Below are 23,204 nucleotides of genomic sequence, written 5' to 3'. Positions count from 1 at the left end.
CACGCGCGTCGCGAATGGCATCAGGCAGACGGGATAATCAGCGTCTGCCCAAGTTGTACTGTGCCGGACGTCATGTCATTGGCACGTTGGATCTCCGTCATACTTACACCATATCGCATGGCGATGGCACTCAGGCTATCTCCTTTTACCACTTTATGTTTGACCGGAACGGCGGTACGCGGCACCGGAGCCGATGCAGTCGAAGTGCGAGCCCCCGCAGGAATGCGCAATTTCTGCCCCGCCCAGACGCCATCTTTTTTCAGATTATTCTCACTGCGCAACGCCGCCATACTGACGCCGTAACGCGCCGCGATACCTGAAAGAGACTCACCGCGCTACGGTATGGCGTGGTCGCTGTACTACTGGATGCCGAGGTCGTGGGCGTTGTAGCCTTACGGTTGACCGGCTGTACGACCGGTCAGTTTTCCTGCTTTGGGACGGATTGTACTGGATGCGCCTGGAAATAGCTGCGCAACCCCCGGTAGATCGCCGTGGCGATTTTATCCTGATAATCGCTGCTTCCCAGCAGACGCTCTTCGGTCAGGTTGCTGATAAAGCCCGTTTCCACCAACAACGAGGGAATATCCGGTGAACGCAGTACGCCCAGGCTGGCGTGTTCCGGGCGGCGTTTGTGCAACGACCCGACGCGCTGAGAGTGACCAAACTGCAAATCCAGCACCGCCTGGCTCAGGTAAGGATCGGCACTGTTGTTTGCCAGCAGATCCCCTGCGCGCCCCAGCAGTTCCGACTGCTTCTCGTGCTGTTCCAGCCAGTTGGCCATTTCACTATTAGCACGCCGATTGGAGAGTACCCATACGGAAGCACCGGAAGCCCCACGGTTTGGCGCGGTATCCGCGTGAATAGAAACCAGCAGATTGGCGCCTTGCTTACGTGCCACATCGGAGCGCCCCATGACAGAGATGAAGTAATCACCGTCACGCGTCATCACGCCTTTAAAATTAGGATCGCTATTAAGCAAAGTATGCAATTTGCGCCCAATCGCCAGCGTCACGTTTTTCTCGCGCAAGCCAGAAGGCCTAATAGCACCGGGGTCCTGCCCACCGTGTCCGGCATCAATGGCGACGATAACCGGTTCGCTGGCACCGCCAGAGCGCGACGTTGCCGCACGTGCGGAGGCATTGCTGTTCACCACCACGGTAGGTTTGTTGTTAAACGGATTGCCACCCGATTCAACCGGTGCCGTGTTACGGGTTTCGCGCGTAACGGCAGTCGCTGGCGGTGCTTTCGTCACCTTCGCTTCCTGCTGCCCAGCAACGGTAAACACCACGTTAAACCCCGCGCCAGCTTTCTGTGTCGCGGCGCGCGTTTTGGCGGGCTGGGTCAAATCCAGCACCAGTCGCAGGCTCTGTGCATCCTTCTCCTGACTGGTACGAATGCGTTTGATAATGTTTTGCCCACTAAACTCCAGCGGCAGCCCTTGAATCACCACCGTCTGCCGGATGTCGATCACCACCCTATCCGGGTTGTTAAGCGGGAAAAAGGCATAGATCGGTTGTCCGCTGAAATTCAGGCTGACCGTCGCCTGATTATCACCGTTTTCCACCTTGATATCAGAGAGGTTGGCGGCCCAACCCGTACTGGCCAGCAGCAGTCCAGCCCACATCACAAGAGCGAGCATGCGTTTCATCATGGCGCTTCACTCTCCGGCAGGGGAGATATCTGCGCCAAAATACGCTCACCCAGCGCCGATATGGCGATCAACTGCGCGTGCCGCCCTTGCGCTTCATAGTTCAGATGCACTTCAAGATCGGCGCTAGGGAGAATGCCTTCACCCTGCTGCGGCCACTCAATCAGACAGATGGCATTCTGCGTCACGTAGTCGCGGATCCCCATAAATTCCAGCTCTTCTGGATCGGCCAGACGGTAAAGGTCAAAATGATACACAGCCAGCGGTGACAGCGCGTAAGGCTCCACCAGCGTATACGTGGGGCTTTTCACGTTGCCCTGATGGCCACGCGCCTGGAGGAAGCCGCGGCTGAACGTGGTTTTACCTGCGCCCAGATCGCCAAAAAGATAAATACTGCATGCGCTGTTGCAGGCCTGCGCCAACGATGCTCCTAATGCGATGGTATCTGCCTCATCCGGCAGCGGAAAATCTACTTTTTTCATTCTGTCTTTTCTAAGGGTATCCACTCAGGATTAACATAGCGGGACAATACTGGCATCAGATCGGTAGCCAACATCCCTCGCGTGCCGCGCTGCTCGGCCAGCGCATCGGCCGCTGCGCCGTGCACCACACAGCCAGCGCAAGCCGCTGCGTAGCGTGACAATTTTTGTCCAAGCAATGCGCCGATAATACCAGATAACACGTCGCCCATGCCGCCGCTCGCCATGCCAGGATTGCCGACATCAACCAGAGCCAACGCATCAGACTCATCGGCAATCACGGTACCCGCCCCTTTTAGCACGACCGTGCCGCCATAGCGTTGTACCAGTTTCTGGGCAGCAAGTAAGCGATCACTTTCAATCTCCGCCACTCGGCAATTCAGCAGGCGGGCCGCTTCCCCCGGATGTGGGGTTAAAATACGATTTTGACGTTTAAAAGGGCTCATTGCCAGCAGGTTTAGCGCATCTGCGTCCCACAGCATGGGTTTGTTACAATTTTCCACGGCGCGCAGTGCGCTTTTCGCCCAGCCATCTTGCCCCAGGCCCGGCCCAATCACCACCACGTCGGCCCAGTCAAGCCCTTCGCGGAGGGTGGCATCACTCAGGGCTTGCACCATCAGTTCCGGGCGTGCCATCAGCAACGCCGCCTCGTATTGCATGTGAGTAAGCACTCGCACCAACCCCGCGCCACTGCGCAATGCGGCTTCTCCCGCCATCGCAATAGCGCCCCCCATTCCGGCATTACCTCCCACCAACAGCAATCGGCCATGATCGCCTTTGTGTGCCAGCGGCGAACGAGGCGTCAGCCAGCCTGGTATATGTTCACGGGATAAACGCCACATCGGCGCGGGATGCTGCTGCAACCAGCCTGAAAGCCCCAAATCCGCATAGTGTAACGCGCCGACACAAGCGCGCGCCCTGCCCGTCAGCAGCCCCGGTTTTAGCGCAATAAAGGTAACGGTACAGGCAGCGACGATCGCCTCTCCTGCACAGGCGCCGGTTTGCGCATTCAACCCGGAGGGAATATCCAGCGCCAGCACTGGCGCTGCGTGGGCGTTAGCGCGCGCGATCAGCGCATCATAGAGAGCACGCGGCACGGAGGATAACCCAGTCCCCAGCAGGCCGTCGATAATCAAATCAATTCCATCAGGCCAGGGGGCGTCGGGCGTCAATGCTACATCCCCCGCTTTCTGCCATGTCGCGTAGGCACACTGTGCTTCCTCTGGCAGAGGGCGTGCAGCCTTGCACGCGACCACGGTGGTTTCAATCCCTGCGGCACGCGCAAGCGTAGCCATCACATAGCCATCGCCACCGTTGTTGCCATGCCCGCACAGCACCAGCCAACGGCGCGCATTGGGGTAGCAGCAACGGGCATGTTGGTAAGCCGCTTCTCCGGCACGTTGCATCAACGCATAAAGCGTGATTCCCGTTTGCCGCGCGGCGTCAGGCTCTTCACAGCGCAGCCAGTCGGGTGGGTAAACGCAGTCTGGTAGCCTTCGCTGATTAGCAGGTACGGTATGGGGCATGAGTTCCTCCCGGGCAACATAAGCGTTTGTAGCAAAAACGGATAACGCATGGTTATCTTTATGTCTCAACTTAGCAAGGTCTGAAACCGGCTGCCAGAAACCTATCGGGGTAAATGTCGCATGGCCGCGGTGCCTTCAGCACACAGACGTCCGTCAGACGATGTGATAAAATGAGAACGTTTATTTCTCCCAAATGGTTCCTCATGACTTATCCCTACGACCTTAACCAACTCGCCCAGAACATCAAACAGTGGGGATACGAATTGGGCTTTCATCAGGTATGGATCTGCGATACCGACCTTTCCCATGAAGAGCCGCGGCTTCAGGCGTGGCTGGATAAGCAGTATCACGGTGAAATGTAGTGGATGGCGCGCCACGGTATGCTGCGTGCCCGCCCGCATGAACTGTTGCCCGGCACGCTGCGCGTTATCAGCGTGCGTATGAACTATCTGTCCGCTAAAGTGGCCTTCGCCAAAACCCTGAATAACCCGACGCTCGGTTATGTTAGCCGTTACGCGCTGGGGCGTGATTACCACAAGCTGTTGCGTCAGCGGCTGAAAAAGTTGGGTGACTGGATACAGGAACATTGCGGCAACCTGCAATTCCGCCCCTTCGTCGATTCTGCACCAATTATGGGGCGCCCGCTGGCGGCCAAGGCCGGGTTAGGTTGGGTGGGTAAACACTCGCTGATCCTCAATCGGGAAGCGGGCTCCTGGTTTTTCCTTGGGGAACTGCTGATCGACCTGCCGTTACCCGTCGATCAACCGTTGGAAGAACAGTGCGGACGCTGTGTCGCATGCATGACAACCTGCCCTACCGAGGCCATCGTTGCGCCTTACACCGTGGATGCCCGACGTTGTATCTCCTACCTAACCATTGAACTGGAAGGTGCCATTCCAGAAGCGTTGCGTCCGCTGATGGGCAACCGTATTTACGGCTGTGATGATTGCCAACTGATTTGCCCCTGGAACCGTTTTTCCCAGCTTACCGATGAAGATGATTTTAGCCCGCGCGCCGCGCTGCATACGCCTGCGTTGCTGGACCTGTTTCAGTGGGATTAAGCAAAATTTCTGCACATCACGGAAGGCTCAGCCATACGCCGCATCGGTCACCAGCGTTGGTTACGTAATATCGCTGTGGCGCTGGGGAATGCCCCCTACGAGGAAAGTGTTGTGCTAGCCTTACAAGCGCGACTCGGGCAGAGCGCACTGATCGATGAGCATATTCGCTGGGCAATTGAGCAACAATTGGCACGCCGTGCCGCTCAGTCTATCGACGTGCAGTTGCCGCAGAAAAAACGGCTTATTCGTGCTATTGAAAAAGGATTACCGCGCGATGCCTGAGGTGTTGCCAGACGGTCATATCATCCTGGCCCGCCCTGTGCATAAATATAAAACTCCTTGCCAATCAATCCGTGAAGAAAGTGCAAGTGATCCCATTAACATTTTGATAAGTTATTTTTATCGATAAATATCAGCAAGATATAAATATACCTTTGACAATCTTGCCAAAGATCATTTTATGCAGGCAAAGAGAAACCTGTGGATAAGTCTGTTAAGAAAATTATGAGATTTTATATTACATGAAACGCAAAAGAGAGGAGTAAGCACTTCGATACCCGAAAACACGCTGCATAAAAAATAGCCTACTGCGCGAGCGGGACGCAATTGTGGACTGGTTAGTCTCGGAGCACAAGCGATTTATCTTTCATCTGCGATTGAACGCCTAAAATATAATCACAGAAACGATCTTGCTCCACACCAACGATCGGATCATCGTCGATGGGCCAACGCGCGTACCAAGCGATCGCCGATCGATTGCACGCCCTGAACTAAAATCACCAGAACCACTACCGTACCCGCCATCGCCTGATCGTTAAAACGCTGATAGCCGTAGCGGATCGCCAGATCCCCCAGACAACCACCGCCGATAACACCAGCCATGGAAGAGAATCCAATCAACAACACCACCGTTAACGTCACGCCTGCCAGGATCGTTTGCAGCGCTTCTGGCAGCAACACTTTGCCAATCACGTGCCAGAGCGATCCCCCCATTAACTGGATCGCCTCAATACGCCCGCGTTCAACCTCATCCAACGCATTTTCCACTACGCGGGAAAAATAATGGGAAAGCCCCGATAGTGATCGGTACGATCGCCGCCGTACTTCCAAGTGTGGTGCCGACGATCAGACGGGTCAACGGGATCAGCGCAATCAACAACACCACAAACGGTAGCGATCGGCCAACGTTGATCAGCACGGTAAACGGCGCTGCCAGCCCCACCATGTACCCCGTCGCTAATGTGGCATTCCACATTAGCGCAATAAACTCATCCTAGCTCAGGTGACCTTGCATAAGGCACTCCCCTCAATGACGCCGTGACGGCGAAGAAACGCCTGCTCTGCCGCATAATCGGGCAACAACGCTCTGCGTAGCTGCGAATCAGGCGTTGCAAGCAGCGTCGACAGCGCCCCGCTTTCCACGATCTGACCATGCGCCATCAGCGCGGCGTGACCGCAAATGGCTTTTACCACCGACAGTTCGTGCGTGATCAACACGATCGTCACACCTAACTGACGGTTGATGTCTGCCAGCAGCGCCAACACCGATGCTGTGGTTTCAGGATCGAGCGCGCTGGTCGCCTCGTCACACAGTAAATACCTCGGCTTCGCCGCCAACGCACGCGCAATGCCGACACGCTGCTGCTGCCCACCGGATAACTGCGAAGGGAAGGCGCGCGCTTTATCACTGAGCCCTACCCATTCCAACAACGCGCTGACTCGCGCTTCACGCTCGTGACGCGCAACCCCAGCTATCTCAAGCGGCACAGCAACGTTGTCCTGCACATTACGCGCATGCAGCAGGTTGAAGTGCTGAAAAATCATGCTGGTACGCTGCCGGTGCTGACACAACGCCCGTGAAGAGAGTGCGGTAATCTCTTCACCATCCACCACAATCCGGCCCGATGAGGGTCGTTCCAGCAGGTTAAGACAGCGCAGCAGCGAGCTTTTACCCGCACCGCTGCGCTCCAAAATGCCATAAACAGAACCATCGGGAATCGTCAGCGACACGTCATCCAATGCCGGGCGATCGCACCCTGGGTAACGTTTTCCCACGTGTTCGATGACGATCATGGTTGCTGGCTCGCCACCAGGATCACCGAGCCGTTATAGCGCTGCGCAATAAAATCGGCGATGGCTTTGGATTCCAGATCGGCGGCCAGCTTTTTAATGCGCGGATCGTTTTGCAGGGTCACCAATATGTTGGCATAGGGGTTATGCTCTGCGCGTTCTAACCCCAGCGCATCTTTGGCCGGAACCAGCGCCGCTTCCACTTCCTTGATCTTCAGCTTCTTCGGGTTTTCCGCGATATCTTTCGGTGTTGCCTGATCCTTGGCCGGATCGCTGTAGCCTGGTTTCAGCTTCACCAGCCCCTGGCTCTGTAATAAATACAGTGCACGGCTGAGGTTGGTGACATTGTTCGGTACGGCCACCGTGCCGCCTTCCGGCACCTCGCTAAAGCTTTTGTGCTTACGTGAGTAAATACCTAACGGTTCCACATGCACGGTAGCGGCGACTACAAACTGTTTCCCCAACGCTTTTTCCTGATCCCGCAGATAGGGCACGTGTTGGAAATAGTTGGCATCCACATCGCCATGCGCCAGCAGCTCGTTGGCGTTTACACCGCTGGTCAATTCGATCACTTTCAAGGCGTTCTGTGGATCAATTTTCTGCACCTGTGCCAGGATTTCACTGTGAGGCACTGGATCGGCAGCTACGCGCAGCGCTTGCGACGCGGAGGCAGAGAATGTCACGCTAACGGCTAATGCAACACTGCTGACAAAAAATGCGACACGCTTACTTCATACAGGCTTCCTTTTATTGCTTCGTTTTAGGTATTGGGGTTTATGCCTGCCACAAAGGCAGAGACAGAAAAGCGTCAGTGAGCGGCGTGTTCCGCTTTCGCTACCACATCGGCGTAATAACGCTGTGCAACATCAGGATGCGAGCGCAGTCGCCCTTTCAGGTAGTTCCAACCCACATCACGCAACAAGGGATTGTGCGGATCGCTGGTAGGCCCCTGCGCCAGACGCGCCACCTGTGGAGGCAGTTGATACACCGGCACCACCGCATCCAACTGTGCACCGAGGAAAAAGGCGATGGAGAGGCGCTCCTGCCCGGCAGGCGGTGAGACCACACGGTGCACCGTGGCACGTAAATAGCCATTGGTCGCCAGTTCCAGTAGTTCACCGATATTCACGACAAAGGAGCCCGGCAGCGGCGGCGCATCAATCCAGCGATCGGGTGCCACCTCGACCTGTAAACCAGCCTGCTCATCCTGCAACAGGAAGCTCAGGAAACCTGAATCTTTGTGCGCCCCCACGCCTTGCTGGCTACTCTGCGCCGATTGCCCCGGATAACGAATCAGCTTGATATGTTCGTTAGGCTTCTCACCGTACAGCGCATCAAAGGTGTGTGGCGCTAACGCCAGCGCCTCCGCAAAAGCACGCAACAGTTGCTGGGCCATGGCGGTCATCGCTTGTTGCAAGGTCAGCAGCGTGGTTTTCAGTGCAGGCTGCGCTTCCGGCCACAAATTAGGACCTTGTAACTGCCACCAACGGGGGGGACTGCGGTGTCAATTGCAGGGCGGTGCGTTCAGCGCCAATGTCAAACTGCTCACGCCAGTCGGGTTGGTTGCGCGTCAACTCGGCCCCGGCACGGTTGTAGCCGCGAAAGTGAGGAGAATGGATCATGGCAACGCGCTGTTTTTCCTCATCAGGCAAGGCAAAGAAAGCGCGAGCCTGCTGCTGCAACTGCTGCTGTAGCGTTTCGGGAATACCGTGGTGGGTGAGGTAAAAGAAACCGACATCGCGGGCGGCTTCATTGAGCGAGGTTAAAAACGCCCGCCGCTGCTCGAGGTTACCGTGCAGGTGTGATAAATCAAGGAGAGGTAGTCTGTTTATGGTACTCATTGCGTACTCCATCAATTATTCCATGCTAAAACGGAAAATAAATGCAGGAGCCGCAACAACAACGATAGCCCGTCATGGTTCACCTCATCAGGAAGCGGAGTGGTTTCAGAGCGTTCACCTTTATCAGCGCAAAACCCCTATCAGCACAAAGTAAAGAAACCGATGTTTTTCGACATCTGATGCTATTAATCCTGAATTACAGCGACGGGTAAAATACAAAGAGTGGCAAAGTTAAGCAGCGCTTTAGCTATGCGACCAACTTTGTCGTTGTGACGAAGGGGATAACCACATGTGACCGGGCGCTATGGGGAGATAACGCCCGATCGTATAGGACTACACGTGTTCTGACGACGTAGCCAGCGCCACCAACAATCGCTGGATATCCTGCGGCGTGGGTGTCTCACGGGTAAATAAAATGCGGTACATCAGGGGGCAATGCGCCCAATGATCTGTTGCGCGCTGGCAGGTGCTTCCTGTCGCGCCAGGGCGCGCTCACGAATCACCTCCAACTGCTGCGTGGTGAAACCGGCACACTTGCCCGAACTTTCATGCCCCGGCGTGCCCAACACATCGCGCAGCATCGCCCGGCCCGACTCCGAGGCCATCTCTTCGATGTAAGTATTCAGCCAGATCTCAAGATCGCCGGTGAAAGAACCGGTGTCCTGCGGCTCGGCATCCGGACGCAGTTTTCCCACCGCTACATCAGCCAGCAGTTGGGGCAGATCCCCCCAGCGCCGGTAAAGCGTAGACGGTGTCACCCCCGCGCGTGTCGCAATGGCGGGAATGGTGAGCGCCTGGCGCCCCATCTTCTGTTCCAATTCGCGGACCGCCCGGTGAATCGCCGCCTGCACTCGCGCGCTGCGTCCCCCCGGCCGCACACCCTGTGTGATCGCCATCTGATACTCCATGGTCGAACAAAAAACGTTTACTGACACCACTAAAGCAAAATATTTGCTTTAGTGGTGAAATCGCTGTAGCGTTGTTAACGCATAATCTTAGCTTTTATACCACAGGACACGCCATGACGGTTATCAGCAATACCGTGATATGCGCCACACCCCGGCGCAATGCATTCACACTCGCACTACATAGCCTCACGCTGATAGCCTTTATGGTGGCCTCTAGCGTGCCGACACCGCTCTATCGGCTGTATCAGCACGATTGGGGGATTTTCCGCGACGCTGCTTACTATTTATCTTCGCTGCCTATGCCTTTGCCCTGCTGATCGCCGGTCGACTTTCCGATCACGTGGGGCGACGTCCGGTGATTGCTGCGGCGCTACTGCTTAACATAGTCGCCATGTTCTGTTTTCTCTTTGCATCGCATCCTTATGGGCTTGTCATTGCGCGCATCGTGCAGGGCTTTGCGACCTGACTGGCAACCGCTGCGGTGGGTGCCGCTCTGCTGGATGTGCATCCCGAACGCGGTTCGCTGGTCAATAGCATTGCGCCGCTAACCGGTATGGCCGCTGGTGCGATGTTGAGCTGTGCCCTGCTGGCGTATCAACTGGCACCACTTCACAGCGGTTATCTGCTGCTCGGTGTATTTGTGCTGCTGTTGATCGGTCTGGCGTGGACGCCGGAAACCGGACTGCTCCGCAACGGTGCCTGGGCCAGCCTGCGTCCCAGCGTTGCCGTACCACCGCAGGCCAGAACGGCATTTTGGCGTGTGATGCCGGGCAACGTTGCGGTGTGGATGGTGGGCGGTTTCTATCTCTCGCTGATGCCCTCGTTGCTGGCGCAAAATACGCCAGCGGTTTCCCCCTGGCTAAGCAGAATATCCGTCGCAGCCCTGACGCTAAGCGGTGCCGTGGCGATTCTTCTGGCACGGCGCACTGCCGCGACACCGACACTGCGCGCGGGCGCACTCTGCTTGATTGTAGGCATGACGCTGATGTTGTTCGCCGTCCATCGCGCCAGCACCGGTTGGCTGCTGGCGGGGGCATGCATTACCGGGCTGGGGTTTGGCATGGCATTCCTCGGCGCGCTACGTAGCGTACTTCCGTTGGCAAAGCCGCACGAACGAGCAGGCCTCACTGCCGTGTTCTACATCGAAAGCTACTTGGCAAACAGCGTGCCCGCCATCATCGCAGGCTATCTGACGCAGCATTTGGGGTTGATCGACACCACGTACATATACGGTGGCGTAATCCTTACGCTGGCGACGTTGGCCATCGTGCTAACATTCATCCCGCGGTTAACAAAAGAAAAATAAAATTAACAAAATCATAATACTAAACAACCTGGCAGCATAAGATATAAAGAATTCGTCTTACGATTTATCCCTGCAAAGCGAATGGTTATGGTCTACCTCTTTTGCGGAGAATATCCATGACCACATTATCCATATTCCAACTACCGCACACGGCACAACCCGCGGAGCAACTGGCCGCCTTTGACGATATCGCCGAGTTGCTCGCGGGTGCAGGAATCCAGCTCGAGCGTTGGGAGATTGGCTCACTGTCCGCAACGGCGGACAGTGACACCCTGCTCAGTCATTTTCAGCAGGATATCGAGCGCCTTAAACGGCAAGAGGGTTACACCGCCGCCGATGTGATACGCATTACGCCGGATCACCCCGACAAACAGGCGCTGCGTGAGAAGTTTTTACATACCCACAGTGAAGATGAGGTACGTTTTTTTGTCACGGGAAGCGGCACGTTCTTCGTTCCGCTGGGCAACAAGGTGTTTCGTTTAACCTGCGAAGCGGGTGACCTGTTGCGTGTTCCGGCCAACACCCGCCACTGGTTTGACTGCGGCGCACAGCCGGATTTCACCGCCATCCGTATTTTCACCAATCCGGCAGGATTGGTAGGGCATTTCACCGGCCAGGAAACTTTCTATTAGTCTGCGCCGAGCAACAGAAGACCTTTCAGCTGGTGAGAAACGTCAACGCCACACGACAATCAAGCGTGGCGTTTTCTGATAGCAACACCCCGCCATTTACCTTATTGCTAACAAAACCCCTTCAGGCGAATCTGAAATGACGCAACGAGCACAGCATCGTTTTGGCAATGTTTAAAATTCATGCACGTACGCTCTCTATACTGTCTCCGGATTTTTCAGGCGGATTTAACATGATGAAATGTACTATCGCGGGCACCGGTTACGTCGGGTTGTCGAACGCAGTGCTATTGGCCCAGCACAATCAGGTGGTGGCTCTCGACGTTGTCGAACACAGGGTGGCACTTTTAAACCAGAACGTGTCGCCGATTGTTGATAAAGATATTGACCATTATCTCAAGGAAAAACCGCTCAATCTGGTGGCTACAACGGATAAACAGTTGGCCTATCAGGACGCGGATATCGTGATTATCGCCACGCCAACCAACTACGATCCCATCACCAATGCGTTCGATACCCAGTCGATTGAATCCGTGGTGCAGGATGTGTTATCCATCAACCACGATGCGCTTATCGTCATAAAATCAACGGTTCCCGTGGGATACACCCAACAACTGCGGTGCACCTTTGCCACGGAAGCTGAGGCCATCAAGCTGTTCGCCAATACCTATCTCGCCATGCGCGTCGCCTATTTCAACGAACTCGATAGCTATGCACAGATGCATACGCTGGATAGCAGACAGATTATTGAGGGAGTCGGGTTAGATCCGCGTATCGGCTCGCATTACAACAACCCGTCATTTGGTTATGGCGGCTATTGTTTGCCCAAAGACACCAAGCAATTGCTAGCCAATTATGCCAGCGTCCCTAACCGGCTGATTTGTGCCATCGTCGAGGCAAATCGCACGCGTAAAGATTTCATTGCCGATGATATTCTCAAACATAATCCCAGCGTGGTAGGTGTTATCGTCTGGTGATGAAAACAGGCTCCGATAACTACCGCGCTTCAGCAATTCAAGGCATCATGAAACGGATCAAAGCCAAAGGTATTGGCGTCGTGGTCTATGAACCAGTGCTGACGGAAGAGACATTTTTCCGCTCTCCGGTGATAAACGATCTGGCAACGTTCAAACACAAGGCTGATTTGATCATCCCAAACCGCATGGCGCCGGAGTTAGAGGATGTCGCGGATAAAGTCTATACCCGCGACCTGTTTGGTTTGGATTAAACCGGTTGACCGGCCTGCTGCACACGGCGGCGACGCGCATAATACCGGCCCCACAGCAGGCCCAGCGTGGCCGCAATCAGCGAGCCCAACAGCACCCCTAGCTTGGCCGCGCCCAGCAGTTGCGGATCGTCAAAGGCTAACATGGCGATAAAGATCGACATGGTAAAACCGATACCGGCGAGCAGCCCAATCAAAAACACACCGCGCCAGGATACCTCTGGCGGTAACTGGCACACACCAAATCGTACCATTAGCCAGCTAACACCGACTACGCCCAGCAACTTACCGGCTACCAGTGCCAGCGTAACGCCCATCATCACGCCGAGTGGCCCCGCGCCCGACAAATCAATGCCATTCATGCTTACCCCTGCGTTCGCCAGAGCAAACAACGGCATCACGCCATAAGCCACCCAAGGGTGCAGCGCCATCTGCACGCGAGTGACAGGCGGCAACACTTCACGCTGAGCACGGCGTAACTGCTTAAGCGGTGTGACTAACTGCTCCGCAGCCTGTGTATCCTGCTTGTGCATCAGATCGCGCACAATGTAAGAAAGGCGCTCCAATGGATGCTCCTTCATCACCCGCACGGAGGCCACCGGGGTGATGAGTCCTAAGACTACCCCCGCTAATGTCGGGTGCGCTCCCGTGAGCAGAAAACCCAACCACACGATGATACCGGGAATGACATAGGCCCAGGCCGACCTGATGCCAATCTTCTGAAGCCCAAACACCATCAATACGCCCACCAGCACAGGGATCAAGCCGTGGTATTCAAGCCCACCGGAGTAGAAGAACGCGATGATCAAGACGGCGATAATGTCATCGATAATGGCTAACGCCAGCAAAAACACCCGTACATTGCCGGGAATGCCTTTGCCCAACAGTGCCAGCACCACCACGGCAAACGCGATATCCGTTGCCGTCGGCACCGCCCAGCCTTGTTGCTGCAACGGCGTGCTGTTCACACTCAGATAAATCAACGCAGGTACTATCACGCCGCCCACGGCGGCAGCGATCGGAAGCATAGCTTGCCGCAGGCTGCTCAGCGCACCTTCATGAATTTCACGACGGACCGCCATACCGACCACTAAGAAGAACAGTGTCATAAAGGCGTCGTTGATCCAGAAATGCAGTGAATGCGAGATTTCCGTGTTGCCAATGCTAAAAGAGATCGGTAGATGCCAGAGCGCATGGTAGCTTTCCGCCCACGGCGAATTGGCCCAAACCAATGCCGCAGCAGCAGCCACAAGCAGCACAATGCCGCTTACCGTTTCAATATGGAGAAAACGTTCAAGGGTGGCGAAAGCGCGTTCCGCCAAACGCTGAGCACGAGGAATGCCCTGCGGGGACAGGTGTCGATTCATGGTTGTTATCACTCCGCGTGGCGGCCCGACCAACGCACAAACCTGTCTCACCACAACATGTGGCTAACACCCGTCATCTTTTTACCGACAATGTTGGATGAGTTCAAGTATTTTACATTGATTTAAAGCTATTTATTAAGATGATTCCAGCATTTCCGGCACTGGCGACAGAGGGAGTTGTACCGTAAAACAGGCTCCCCCTTCTGGCCGATTGGCTGCACTGATCTCCCCGTGGTGAAGCATCACGATCGCCCGACAAATCGCTAATCCCATCCCGACACCCGGAATGAAAGACTCCTCATTACCACGGGTGAATTTCTCAAAAATATGCTGTTCGCTGCCCGAGGTGATTCCTGGGCCGTCGTCCCATACCTCGATCCTGATTTTCCCCGGCAACACTCGAGCCCGAATGCCTATCGCCCGCGCGCTGCCCGCATATTTCAATGCGTTTTCCAGCAAGTTCGCAAATACACGCTCCAGCAGCGCGCCATCGGCCTGAAGCAACACCATCTACTGCGGTAGATCCAATTGCACCGCATCGGCGGGCAGAAGCGCCTCGAGGGATTTCAGCGCGCCGCCAATGACCTCATCCAGCGCGACCCAGTCGGTTTGCAGGCGGAAGCCTTCCCCTTCAATACGTGCCATATCCAGCATGTCGTTCACCAGGCGAATTATACTCAACGTTTGCAGGCGAAGTGCACCCGCGTGCGGCGATCCTTCCGTGGAAAGATCGAGCAGCAGGATCTCCGCCTGACCAAACAGCACCGTCAGCGGTGTGCGCAGATCGTGAGACAGCGCAGCCAGCAAAGAATTACGCAGCTCTTCCCGCTCCGCCACCAGACGTAACTGTTGCTCGCGCCTCGTCAAAGCAAGACGCAGCAACGCACCGGAAATCAGCATTACAAACGCCTCCAGCAGCCGCTGCTGTTCGGGTATCAACAGGTGACGCACGTTGCTTGGCTCAATAATCAGCAACCCTAACGTGTCCTCGGAAGAGATTAACGGCAGCACTTTTAAGGCACGCCGGGCAGCGTATCCGTTCCTGCGCACGCCACATGCCCTTTCTCAAAGCTCCATTTGACGATGGCGGGATCGGGAATGGTATGCAGCAAACGCTCGGCTGGCGTGATGGGTTTTCCCTGCGCGTCTGGCAGCCAGATTTCACAGCGGGCAAACAGTGCGCTGCCCATCACCCGCTGGCAAATCGGCGCAATATCGTTCGGCGCTCGCACCCGGCTCAACCCGTCGGCCATTTCGTACAGGTAACGCGCGCGCTGCTCCCGATGTCGGGCAACCCGCGCCTGATAGCACACCCCCGCCGTCAGGTTGCCGGTGATCGCGCCCACGGTCAGCATCACCGCAAAAGTCACCAAATACTGCGCATCGCTGACGGCAAAGGTGCCTTCCGGCGCGACAAAAAACAGATCGAACGCCACGATATTGAGTATTGCCGCCACCACCGAGGGCAAACGGCCAAAACCAATGGCAATCAGCACCACGCCCAATAAATAGACCATCACCAGATTGATCGGCGAAAAGTCGGGCAAAATCCATTTACTCACCAGCGTAATCAACGCGCATAGCGCGGTTGCAGCCAAACAGCCGCGCGCTTTCTGGCGCAACTTATCCGGGCTGAGGTGTGTGTCTATGCGCGGTGCCGCATGCACGTCAGGCACATCATCCAAAGCTACAATCATCAAGTCGAGATCCGGCCCAAGGCGGCTTAGCCGCCGCGCAAAACGATTAGGCAACGCCCAACGGCGCTGCGGCGGCCTTCCCACAATGATTTTGCCGAGGTTATGCTCACGTGCGTAGCGCAATACCGCTTTCGCTTCATCGGGCTCAGACAAGGTGGCGGTAACGGCACCCAGCTTCTGTGCCAGCTGCAAGGTGCGCAGAATTCCACGCCGACGCGCTTCGCCCTGCCGATGCAGCGTGGGCGTCTCCACCGTTACTGCATGCCATTCGCTACCGAGTTTGGCGGCCAGCCGGGCGGCAATGCGCACCAGCTTTTCACTGCCGGTGTTAGCGCCAATGCACAGCAGGATCGCATCGCGGGTGTGCCAGACACGTTCCTCTCGCCCGCTGTCATCACGCCAGGCGCGCATCTGATCGTCAACGCGATCCGCCGTGCGGCGCAGCGCCAGCTCATCCATCAGAATCACGGCAGGACGCCGCGCCAGAGCGGCATCCAGATCGAACTCCAGATGACGATGTCGTCCCGTTGCACGTCGGGCAAGGGTTTCCAATCCTTCCAGCAGCGCAGCGGTCTCCTGTCGGCCATGGGTTTCCACCACGCCCACCAGCACATCCAACCCCTGCGCACGCAATCGTCGTGCCTCTTGCAGCATAGCCCAAGTTTTCCCGACACCCGCGCAGGCACCAAAGTAGATTTTCAGTTTGCCGCGCCCTTCGCGGTCAGACTGAGCCAGCAGCGCATCCGAATCGGGACGCAGGGGTTCTTCCGTCATCACAATACCTTTCAAGTCATCCTCTGTTCAGGATAGCGAAGCCTCACGGTTTCGGCACGGCATCCAGCGCCATGTTTAACGCCAGTACATTAACCACCGGCTCTCCGATAAAGGGCAACAGCGGACGTCGCGTGTTCTCCAGCACCAGTTGGCGCAACGCTGCTTCTGGCAAATGGCGCGCTTGTGCCACACGCGGAATTTGCCACGCCGCCGCAGCAGGAAAAATGTGCGGATCCAATCCGCTGGCGGAGGTCGTCACCAGTTCCACCGGGACGAACGCATTGGCCTGGGGATTCGCCTTACGCCATTCGGCAACGCGCTGCATTATGGCCTCATCCAATGCCGGATTGCTAGGTGCCAGGTTACTGCCAGAAGAGGCCAACACATTATAGGGTGAGTCAGCCTTTGCCGAGGGCCGCCCCTGAAAATAATCCGGGCGGGTAAAAGACTGACCGATCAGTGCCGAACCGCGCACCTTGCCTTCCGGCATCACCAGCGAGCCGTTAGCTTGCACGGGAAACCACCACTGTGCTAACCCGGTTGTCAGCAACGGATAGCCCGCCCCGACAACCAGTGTCAGCAGGATAAAAAGCGAAATTGCAGGACGTAACAGGTTCATTGATATTCTCCTTAAACCCAACCCAACGCGGTCAGTATCAGGTCAATCGCTTTGATGCCAATAAAAGGCACTACCAGCCCCCCCACGCCATAAATCCATAGGTTGCGACGCAATAGCGCGGCCGTTGGCATCGGGCGGTAGCTCACCCCTGTCAATGCCAGTGGAATCAGCAGTACGATAATCAAGGCATTAAAAATCACGGCCGACAAAATGGCCGAAGCTGGCGAATGCAGCCCCATCACGTTAAGGGCATTCAGCGGTGGATAGGTCACCGCAAAGGCTGCGGGAATAATGGCAAAATATTTAGCGACATCGTTGGCGATACTGAACGTGGTTAACGAGCCACGTGTCATCAGCATCTGCTTACCGATATGCGCCACTTCGAGTAGCTTGGTCGGGTTGGAGTCCAGATCCACCATGTTGCCTGCCTCTTTCGCCGCTTGCGTACCGGAATTCATTGCCACCGCGACATCCGCCTGCGCCAGCGCGGGGGCGTCGTTGGTGCTATCCCCTGTCATCGCCACCATGCGTCCTTCTGCCTGATATTGACGAATCAGCGCCAGCTTGGCTTCGGGTGTGGCCTCCGATAAAAAGTCATCGACACTCGCTTCAGCAGCGATGGCGGCAGCGGTCAGTGGGTTATCGCCCGTGACCATCACCGCCTTGATCCCCATGCGGCGCAGTTCAGCAAAGCGTTCTTTAATACCGCCTTTGACGATATCCTTGAGCGCGACCACGCCCATGACAGTATTATCTTCCGCCACCACCAGCGGTGTTCCGCCTTTGCGCGCCACCGATTCCACCAGAGCTACCACATCCGCAGGGAAACGCCCGCCGTTGCTTTCAACGTGCCGACGAATCGCGTCCGCCACGCCTTTACGCAACATTTTTTGCCCGACATTGACGCCACTCATGCGCGTTTGCGCCGAAAAAGGGATAAAGGTGGCGCTCAGGCTCTGCAAATCACGCTCGCGCAGATTGAATTTTTGCTTAGCCAACACCACGATACTGCGCCCTTCCGGCGTTTCATCGGCCAGTGAGGCCAATTGCGCAGCGTTTGCCAACGCGGATTCACTGATGCCGCTGGCAGGCAGGAAAGCGCTGGCCTGTCGGTTACACAGTGTGATGGTGCCGGTTTTATCCAGCAGCACATCCACGTCGCCAGCAGCTTCCACAGCGCGTCCACTGGTGGCGATCACATTCGCACCCAGCATACGACTCATGCCCGCAATACCAATCGCCGAGAGCAATGCGCCAATGGTGGTAGGGATCAAACAGACCAACAGAGCCACCAGCACCATAATACTGACAGGTGTACCGCCCCAGGCAGAAAACGGATACAGCGTCGCTGTCGCCAACAGAAACACAATCGTGAGTGAAATCAGCAGAATGGTCAGTGCCATTTCATTCGGCGTTTTACGCCGTTTGGCCCCTTCTACCATGGCGATCATGCGATCCAGAAAGGTTTCACCGGGATTGACGCTGCACCGAATCGCCAGCCAGTCCGAGAGAATGCGCGTACCCCCGGTTACCGATGCGAAATCACCGCCGGCCTCGCGAATCACTGGTGCAGACTCACCGGTAATCGCGCTTTCATCCACGGAAGCGCCCCGGCCAGTACTTCACCGTCACACGGGATAATGTCACCCGCATCCACTCGCACATAATCTCCTTTGCGCAGGCTGTCTGCGGCAACCTTCTGCTGGGCAGATTCAGGCTCCGGACCAGAGAGCTTTTTCGCCCAATTGGTGCGCGTAATGCCTTTTAAACTCTCGGCCTGAGCCTTACTGCGTCCTTCCGCCAGCGCTTCGGCAAAATTAGCAAACAGTACGGTGAACCACAGCCACAGGCTAATGGCCGCCGTGAAACCCAGTTGTCCCTCACTCCACCCCAGCGCCATGCCCACGGCCAACAACGTGGTGAGGATGCTGCCCAGATACACTACAAACATCACCGGGTTACGGTATTGCACGCGGGGGCTAAGCTTGGTCAATGATTCAGTCAGCGCAGCACGCCACAGTGTGCCGCGCTGTGAAGACGCGATTTGATGTGTCATAGAATTCTCCGGCGATTAGCGTGCCAGCAACTGCAAATGTTCGATAACAGGCCCCAGTGCCAACGCAGGGATAAACATCAGTGCACCAATCAGCAACACGGTGCCGATAATCAGCGCGACAAACAGTGCGCCGTGCGTCGGCAACGTGCCGGGGCTGGCGGGCTGGATTTTGCGAGCCGCCAGTGAACCGGCAATGGCCAGCAGCGGGATAAAAGGCGCAAAGCGTCCAATCAACATCGCCGCACCCAGCAGCAGGTTCCAGAACGGCGTATTGGCAGAGAGCCCGGCAAAGGCGCTGCCATTGTTGTTGGCCGCAGAAGAGAGCGCATAGAGCACTTCGCTAAAACCGTGCGGCCCCGGGTTGAAAATTCCGGCGCGCCCGGCATCGGTCATCATCGCTAGTGCCGTACCCAACAGCACCAGTGACGGGGTGATCAGGATATAAATCGCCGCCATCTTCATTTCCGGTACACCGATTTTCTTTCCCAGATATTCCGGCGTGCGGCCAATCATCAATCCGGCAATAAACACCGCCAGCAGCACGTTCATCAACATGTCGTACAACCCCGAGCCAACACCGCCAAACACCACTTCGCCCAGTTGCATCAACCACAGCGGAATCATTCCCCCCAGCGCGGTAAAGGAGTCATGCATGGCGTTGACCGCACCGCACGATGCCGCCGTGGTGATCACGGCAAACAGGCTGGAATTGAGAATACCGAAGCGGCTCTCCTCCCCTTCCCAGTTCATTGCGCTGTCCGCGCCAAGCAGTGTCAAATTCAGGTTACCCTTCACTTCCGCCATCATGACCAACACCGCCGCCACCACAAACATCAACGTCATGGCCCACAACAGGGTTCGTCCCTGCGCCCGGTTGCGCACCGTTTCACCAAAGGTGAAACACAGCGCGGCCGGAATCAGGAAAATCGCCAGCATCTGCACAAAATTGGTTAACGCGGTGGGGTTTTCGAACGGTTGGGCGGAGTTGGCATTGAAAAAGCCGCCGCCGTTGGTGCCGAGCATTTTGATCGCTTCCTGCGACGCCACTGGCCCCATCGGCAGCGTCTGCTGTGCGCCTTCAAGCGTGGTGAGCGTCAGATCGCGCCACACATTGCCGAGTTCGTCGGTGCTCTGACGGGAAAAGCCACGCATCAACGCAAACAGTACCGCAATCCCGGTAGCTGCCGATAAGAAATTCTGTACCGCAAGTCCCACCATCTGACTGAAATAGCTCAGGGTGGATTCCCCGGCGTAGGATTGCCAGTTGGTGTTACTGACAAAGCTGATGGCGGTGTTCAGCGCCAAATGCCAGGACAAACCTGGCAACTACTGCGGGTTATAGGGCAAGCTCCCCTGCGCCATCAACACTACCACCAGAAAGCACAACCCAAGGGCGTTAAACAGCAGAATGGCGCACAGATACTGACGCCAGTTCATCTCGCGGTCTGACACACCGCACACACGCCAAATCCCCTGTTCAAACGCCGCCACGCCTGGTAAAGCGCGTCGAGCACCATCCCTGTCATCAACCGACCCAGCGGTTGGGCCAGCACCAATAATACGGCCAGAAAACTGGCCAGAAGTAAGAACGCATTGGCCGCCATCAGAATTCCTCCGCCCGAAACAGGGCGTAAAACAGATAGCCCAGTAACAGAAATACCAGCACGATGCCGGTCATCAGTCCCACATTCACGGTTTATCTCCCCGCGTTTATTGAATGTGGCTCGAGTGTAAGAATCAGGGCGTAAAAATGTCGTCAATATCGCAGGCGGGGATGTAAGAAAGGTATAAAAATGCCGAGGGCATAACCAGCTCAATCAGCATCAATGAGCTGGCCGTGTTAACACGAAGGGATCACAGCAGGCCTTGCAGCGCAGGCGCCGTCATACTGGCATCAAATGGAATGATGTCTGCATGGGCCAGCCCCAGTTTCTGAAACGGATCCTGACTAAGGCGCACCTGCAACTGCTCGAGGCTGTTGCTTTTCGCCAAAATGACGTCGCCAGTGCGCTGAATGCGGCGGCCTGATGCGAGAAAAACACCGTCGGCATAGTTAACCATTCGACATGGGCAGGAATCTGTTCATCAATCGCCTCAAGCGGCTGTACATACGTCAGCACCACCACATAAACCACACTTATTGTAATTTCCATGTATTACGTAAGGGATAGTTTAAGGTTACTCCTCGACAGGGGGGGCATGAAGCGCTTTTTTGTTAGAGAATCTAAGGCATATGCCATTTTCTAGACGTAGGTTAATAGCGCGAAGGCCAAATCTCTTCAGGGCGTTTATTCAACGCGTTAGCAATCAGCCGTTCGCCTTTGGGCCAGCGTCACAACGCGTTTGTGACGCCAATCCCGCTTCTCGGGAAAGCACTGACAGCGTTGTGCCACGCTTTTTCAAACCCGCTACGATATCTGCCGGGTGCCAGTCCTTACCGCCCATTACCATCCCCCGATGTTATTATGTGCGAATGTTCAGCATATCTAAACAACGGCGATGTTAAGTAATGCTAAACACTAAGTCAATATCGATTATCGATGGTGCCATGATGCTACCTGCTCGCCTTAAATCCGCCCGCCTGCATGCCAAGTCGACTCAGGAAAAACTGGGAGTGCTCGCGAGTATTGAAGAAGCGACCGTGCGTTCGCGTGTCTCACAGTATGAAAGCGGCACCTATCGCCCCACACTCGAGATGATGTGCGCCTTTGCCAGCGTACTAGGCGTACCGGAAAGCTATTTTTATACCATCGATGACGACTTCGCAGAACGCATTTTGCTGTTGTATGAAAGTGACCGCATACAGCAAAAAAAGAATGCATAGGACAGCGTAAAAAAACGCGCTAAACAGAGGAAGGAACCACAGTGTAATTGCCTGACAGGGATGCGTTTTCTGATTTTTTGCTGCTGAGGGTGATGAACGGGCCTGCGCCAGACGTCATGCATTTTTCAAATACCATGAATGGACCGAGCAAACGGCGTCCTCACGAGATGACTATCAGTCCACCTTTATGAGCGTCTACGGCATCCATATCGACTGGCGGGAGGGGATTTTCAGCCTGTTGGAGGGAATCTCGCACTGTCTGGGAGATGCGGTTTTTTCTACTGAATTTGACTACGACAGCGACGTTGAAACCGCTACGATCAACGTTGCTGCGTTCAGCATGTTTTTCATCATTATTCGCTGGGATCAGAGGAGTATGCTGCGGAGCAGGCGCGCATTGAACGCCTGCTACTGGCTGGAGTATATGCCTTGCGCGTGCACACCGAAAGCCTGATGAGCGACACACTGTCTTTTTTATGATGCCCGTCAGCGCATGGCAATACGTCGAACAGCAGTTCGGTACTGAATCAGTATCAAAATACTTCGTCCTGTATGCAAGCCAGTGCTCAGCGCTGGACAGTGATATATCCGCCCCGCCGACAATCTCCAATGCATCACCACGTACCGTACCGTTCGAAGTACGCATCGCCCTCATTGGTTTCTGGTGTGGGCTTCCCGTACTCGTCGGTTTTCTTCTCTATGTCCTGTGGGGTGTGCTAACGAGAACGGAACCGCTGCCCCCACCTCAGCCTAAAGGCTGTGAAAACGTGGAAAAGATACACGCACACTTGCGCCTGGAAGTGGCAGAACCGCTCAAAGCACAAATGCGTAAACGTTTAGGGTGCGAAAAAGTGGAGAGGGAGTAGCGTGGATAATGACATCATGGTAGTGGATGGCTGATGCCAGGATCGCGGGCAAAGAAAAAGACCTTCCGGTCTATTTTTTAATGCGTTGCAGAATCATTGAGCATTCAATACATCACATTGGAGCGGGAAACGAGACTCGAACTCGCGACCCCGACCTTGGCAAGGTCGTGCTCTACCAACTGAGCTATTCCCGCTTAGGAAGTGTAATTCGGCTAACGGTAACATATTGAATATGCTAAATTTATTCAACACTTTGTGTTAGCAGTGAGCATTATGCACCAATCATTTCAGGCTGGCAAGCCATTTTC

General features: G+C 55.6%; 14 protein-coding genes, 1 tRNA gene and 10 pseudogenes. 8 read left to right on the top strand and 17 right to left on the bottom strand.

Annotation, left to right across the window (positions count from 1 at the left end):
- Positions 1-20: 20 nt before the first annotated feature.
- From amiB to nnr, 3 genes and pseudogenes are all read right to left on the bottom strand, one after another.
- Positions 21-1,651, bottom strand: a pseudogene (gene amiB, locus JZM30_RS22210) (N-acetylmuramoyl-L-alanine amidase AmiB).
- Entirely contained in the window at positions 1,648-2,130 is a 483-nt protein-coding gene (gene tsaE / locus JZM30_RS22205) for a tRNA (adenosine(37)-N6)-threonylcarbamoyltransferase complex ATPase subunit type 1 TsaE (RefSeq protein WP_252321355.1), read from the bottom strand. Before tsaE ends, amiB begins: the two are co-directional and overlap by 4 nt.
- Positions 2,127-3,653, bottom strand: coding sequence for a bifunctional ADP-dependent NAD(P)H-hydrate dehydratase/NAD(P)H-hydrate epimerase (nnr, locus tag JZM30_RS22200; RefSeq protein WP_252321354.1), 1,527 nt, complete (start codon positions 3,651-3,653; stop codon positions 2,127-2,129). The genes tsaE and nnr overlap by 4 nt, the downstream gene beginning before the upstream one ends.
- Before the next feature lie 203 nt (positions 3,654-3,856).
- Between nnr and queG the strand changes: the two are divergent.
- A pseudogene (gene queG / locus JZM30_RS22195) lies at positions 3,857-4,996 on the top strand (tRNA epoxyqueuosine(34) reductase QueG).
- A 429-nt stretch (positions 4,997-5,425) separates the two neighbouring features.
- On the opposite strand, the pseudogene JZM30_RS22190 reads toward queG, so the two are convergent.
- The 5 genes and pseudogenes from JZM30_RS22190 to JZM30_RS22170 all read right to left on the bottom strand — a co-directional run bounded on the left by JZM30_RS22190 (position 5,426) and on the right by JZM30_RS22170 (position 9,521).
- Positions 5,426-5,969: pseudogene (locus JZM30_RS22190) on the bottom strand (methionine ABC transporter permease).
- A gap of 23 nt (positions 5,970-5,992) precedes the next feature.
- Positions 5,993-6,787: a methionine ABC transporter ATP-binding protein gene (locus tag JZM30_RS22185; RefSeq protein ID WP_252321353.1), complete on the bottom strand. Its 795-nt coding sequence runs from the start codon at positions 6,785-6,787 to the stop codon at positions 5,993-5,995.
- Complete coding sequence (locus JZM30_RS22180) at positions 6,784-7,467, bottom strand: MetQ/NlpA family ABC transporter substrate-binding protein (protein ID WP_252321352.1); 684 nt, start codon at positions 7,465-7,467, stop codon at positions 6,784-6,786. The genes JZM30_RS22185 and JZM30_RS22180 overlap by 4 nt, the downstream gene beginning before the upstream one ends.
- Before the next feature lie 125 nt (positions 7,468-7,592).
- Positions 7,593-8,625: pseudogene (locus JZM30_RS22175) on the bottom strand (isopenicillin N synthase family dioxygenase).
- 425 nt (positions 8,626-9,050) lie between these two features.
- Entirely contained in the window at positions 9,051-9,521 is a 471-nt protein-coding gene (locus tag JZM30_RS22170) for a TetR/AcrR family transcriptional regulator (protein ID WP_252321351.1), read from the bottom strand.
- 265 nt (positions 9,522-9,786) lie between these two features.
- Between JZM30_RS22170 and JZM30_RS22165 the strand changes: the two genes are divergently transcribed.
- From JZM30_RS22165 to JZM30_RS22150, 4 genes and pseudogenes are all read left to right on the top strand, one after another.
- A complete protein-coding gene (locus JZM30_RS22165; protein ID WP_252321350.1) occupies positions 9,787-9,999 on the top strand; it encodes an MFS transporter in 213 nt (70 codons plus the stop codon).
- A 15-nt stretch (positions 10,000-10,014) separates the two neighbouring features.
- Entirely contained in the window at positions 10,015-10,839 is an 825-nt protein-coding gene (locus JZM30_RS22160) for an MFS transporter (protein WP_252321349.1), read from the top strand.
- 116 nt (positions 10,840-10,955) lie between these two features.
- Positions 10,956-11,471, top strand: coding sequence for a 1,2-dihydroxy-3-keto-5-methylthiopentene dioxygenase (locus JZM30_RS22155; RefSeq protein ID WP_252321348.1), 516 nt, complete (start codon positions 10,956-10,958; stop codon positions 11,469-11,471).
- A gap of 233 nt (positions 11,472-11,704) precedes the next feature.
- A pseudogene (locus tag JZM30_RS22150) lies at positions 11,705-12,696 on the top strand (UDP-glucose 6-dehydrogenase family protein).
- Here JZM30_RS22150 and nhaA read toward each other — a convergent pair.
- The 8 genes and pseudogenes from nhaA to JZM30_RS22110 form a co-directional block, all read right to left on the bottom strand.
- Positions 12,693-14,060 (bottom strand): Na+/H+ antiporter NhaA, encoded by a 1,368-nt coding sequence (gene nhaA / locus JZM30_RS22145; protein ID WP_252321347.1) that lies wholly within the window; start codon positions 14,058-14,060, stop codon positions 12,693-12,695. The pseudogene JZM30_RS22150 and the gene nhaA sit on opposite strands and share 4 nt — an antisense overlap.
- 135 nt (positions 14,061-14,195) lie before the next feature.
- Positions 14,196-16,531, bottom strand: a pseudogene (locus JZM30_RS22140) (DUF4118 domain-containing protein).
- A 43-nt stretch (positions 16,532-16,574) separates the two neighbouring features.
- A complete protein-coding gene (gene kdpC, locus JZM30_RS22135; RefSeq protein ID WP_252321346.1) occupies positions 16,575-17,150 on the bottom strand; it encodes a potassium-transporting ATPase subunit KdpC in 576 nt (191 codons plus the stop codon).
- 11 nt (positions 17,151-17,161) lie between these two features.
- Positions 17,162-19,206: pseudogene (kdpB, locus tag JZM30_RS22130) on the bottom strand (potassium-transporting ATPase subunit KdpB).
- Between the two features lie 15 nt (positions 19,207-19,221).
- Positions 19,222-20,810 (bottom strand): annotated as a pseudogene (kdpA, locus tag JZM30_RS22125) (potassium-transporting ATPase subunit KdpA).
- Positions 20,810-20,899, bottom strand: coding sequence for a K(+)-transporting ATPase subunit F (gene kdpF, locus JZM30_RS22120; protein ID WP_196907966.1), 90 nt, complete (start codon positions 20,897-20,899; stop codon positions 20,810-20,812). Before kdpF ends, kdpA begins: the two are co-directional and overlap by 1 nt.
- 161 nt (positions 20,900-21,060) lie before the next feature.
- Positions 21,061-21,347 (bottom strand): annotated as a pseudogene (locus tag JZM30_RS22115) (YciI family protein).
- Positions 21,348-21,460: 113 nt separating this feature from the next.
- A pseudogene (locus JZM30_RS22110) lies at positions 21,461-21,651 on the bottom strand (helix-turn-helix domain-containing protein).
- Positions 21,652-21,715: 64 nt separating this feature from the next.
- On the opposite strand from JZM30_RS22110, the gene JZM30_RS22105 reads away from it, so the two are divergent.
- The 3 genes from JZM30_RS22105 (at position 21,716) to JZM30_RS22095 (ending at position 22,896) form a co-directional block, all read left to right on the top strand.
- Positions 21,716-22,030: a helix-turn-helix domain-containing protein gene (locus JZM30_RS22105; protein ID WP_252321345.1), complete on the top strand. Its 315-nt coding sequence runs from the start codon at positions 21,716-21,718 to the stop codon at positions 22,028-22,030.
- A gap of 187 nt (positions 22,031-22,217) precedes the next feature.
- Positions 22,218-22,484, top strand: coding sequence for a hypothetical protein (locus JZM30_RS22100; RefSeq protein ID WP_252321344.1), 267 nt, complete (start codon positions 22,218-22,220; stop codon positions 22,482-22,484).
- 22 nt (positions 22,485-22,506) lie between these two features.
- Complete coding sequence (locus tag JZM30_RS22095; RefSeq protein WP_252321343.1) at positions 22,507-22,896, top strand: hypothetical protein; 390 nt, start codon at positions 22,507-22,509, stop codon at positions 22,894-22,896.
- Positions 22,897-23,014: 118 nt separating this feature from the next.
- Here JZM30_RS22095 and JZM30_RS22090 read toward each other — a convergent pair.
- Positions 23,015-23,090: transfer RNA gene (locus tag JZM30_RS22090), tRNA-Gly, on the bottom strand.
- Positions 23,091-23,204: the final 114 nt, after the last annotated feature.

Source organism: Candidatus Symbiopectobacterium endolongispinus, from assembly GCF_018777385.1.
In the GTDB taxonomy this organism is placed as follows: Bacteria; Pseudomonadota; Gammaproteobacteria; order Enterobacterales; family Enterobacteriaceae; genus Symbiopectobacterium; species Symbiopectobacterium endolongispinus.
Note: the sequence above shows the minus strand (reverse complement) of the source record. Positions and strands in the feature narration are given on the sequence as shown.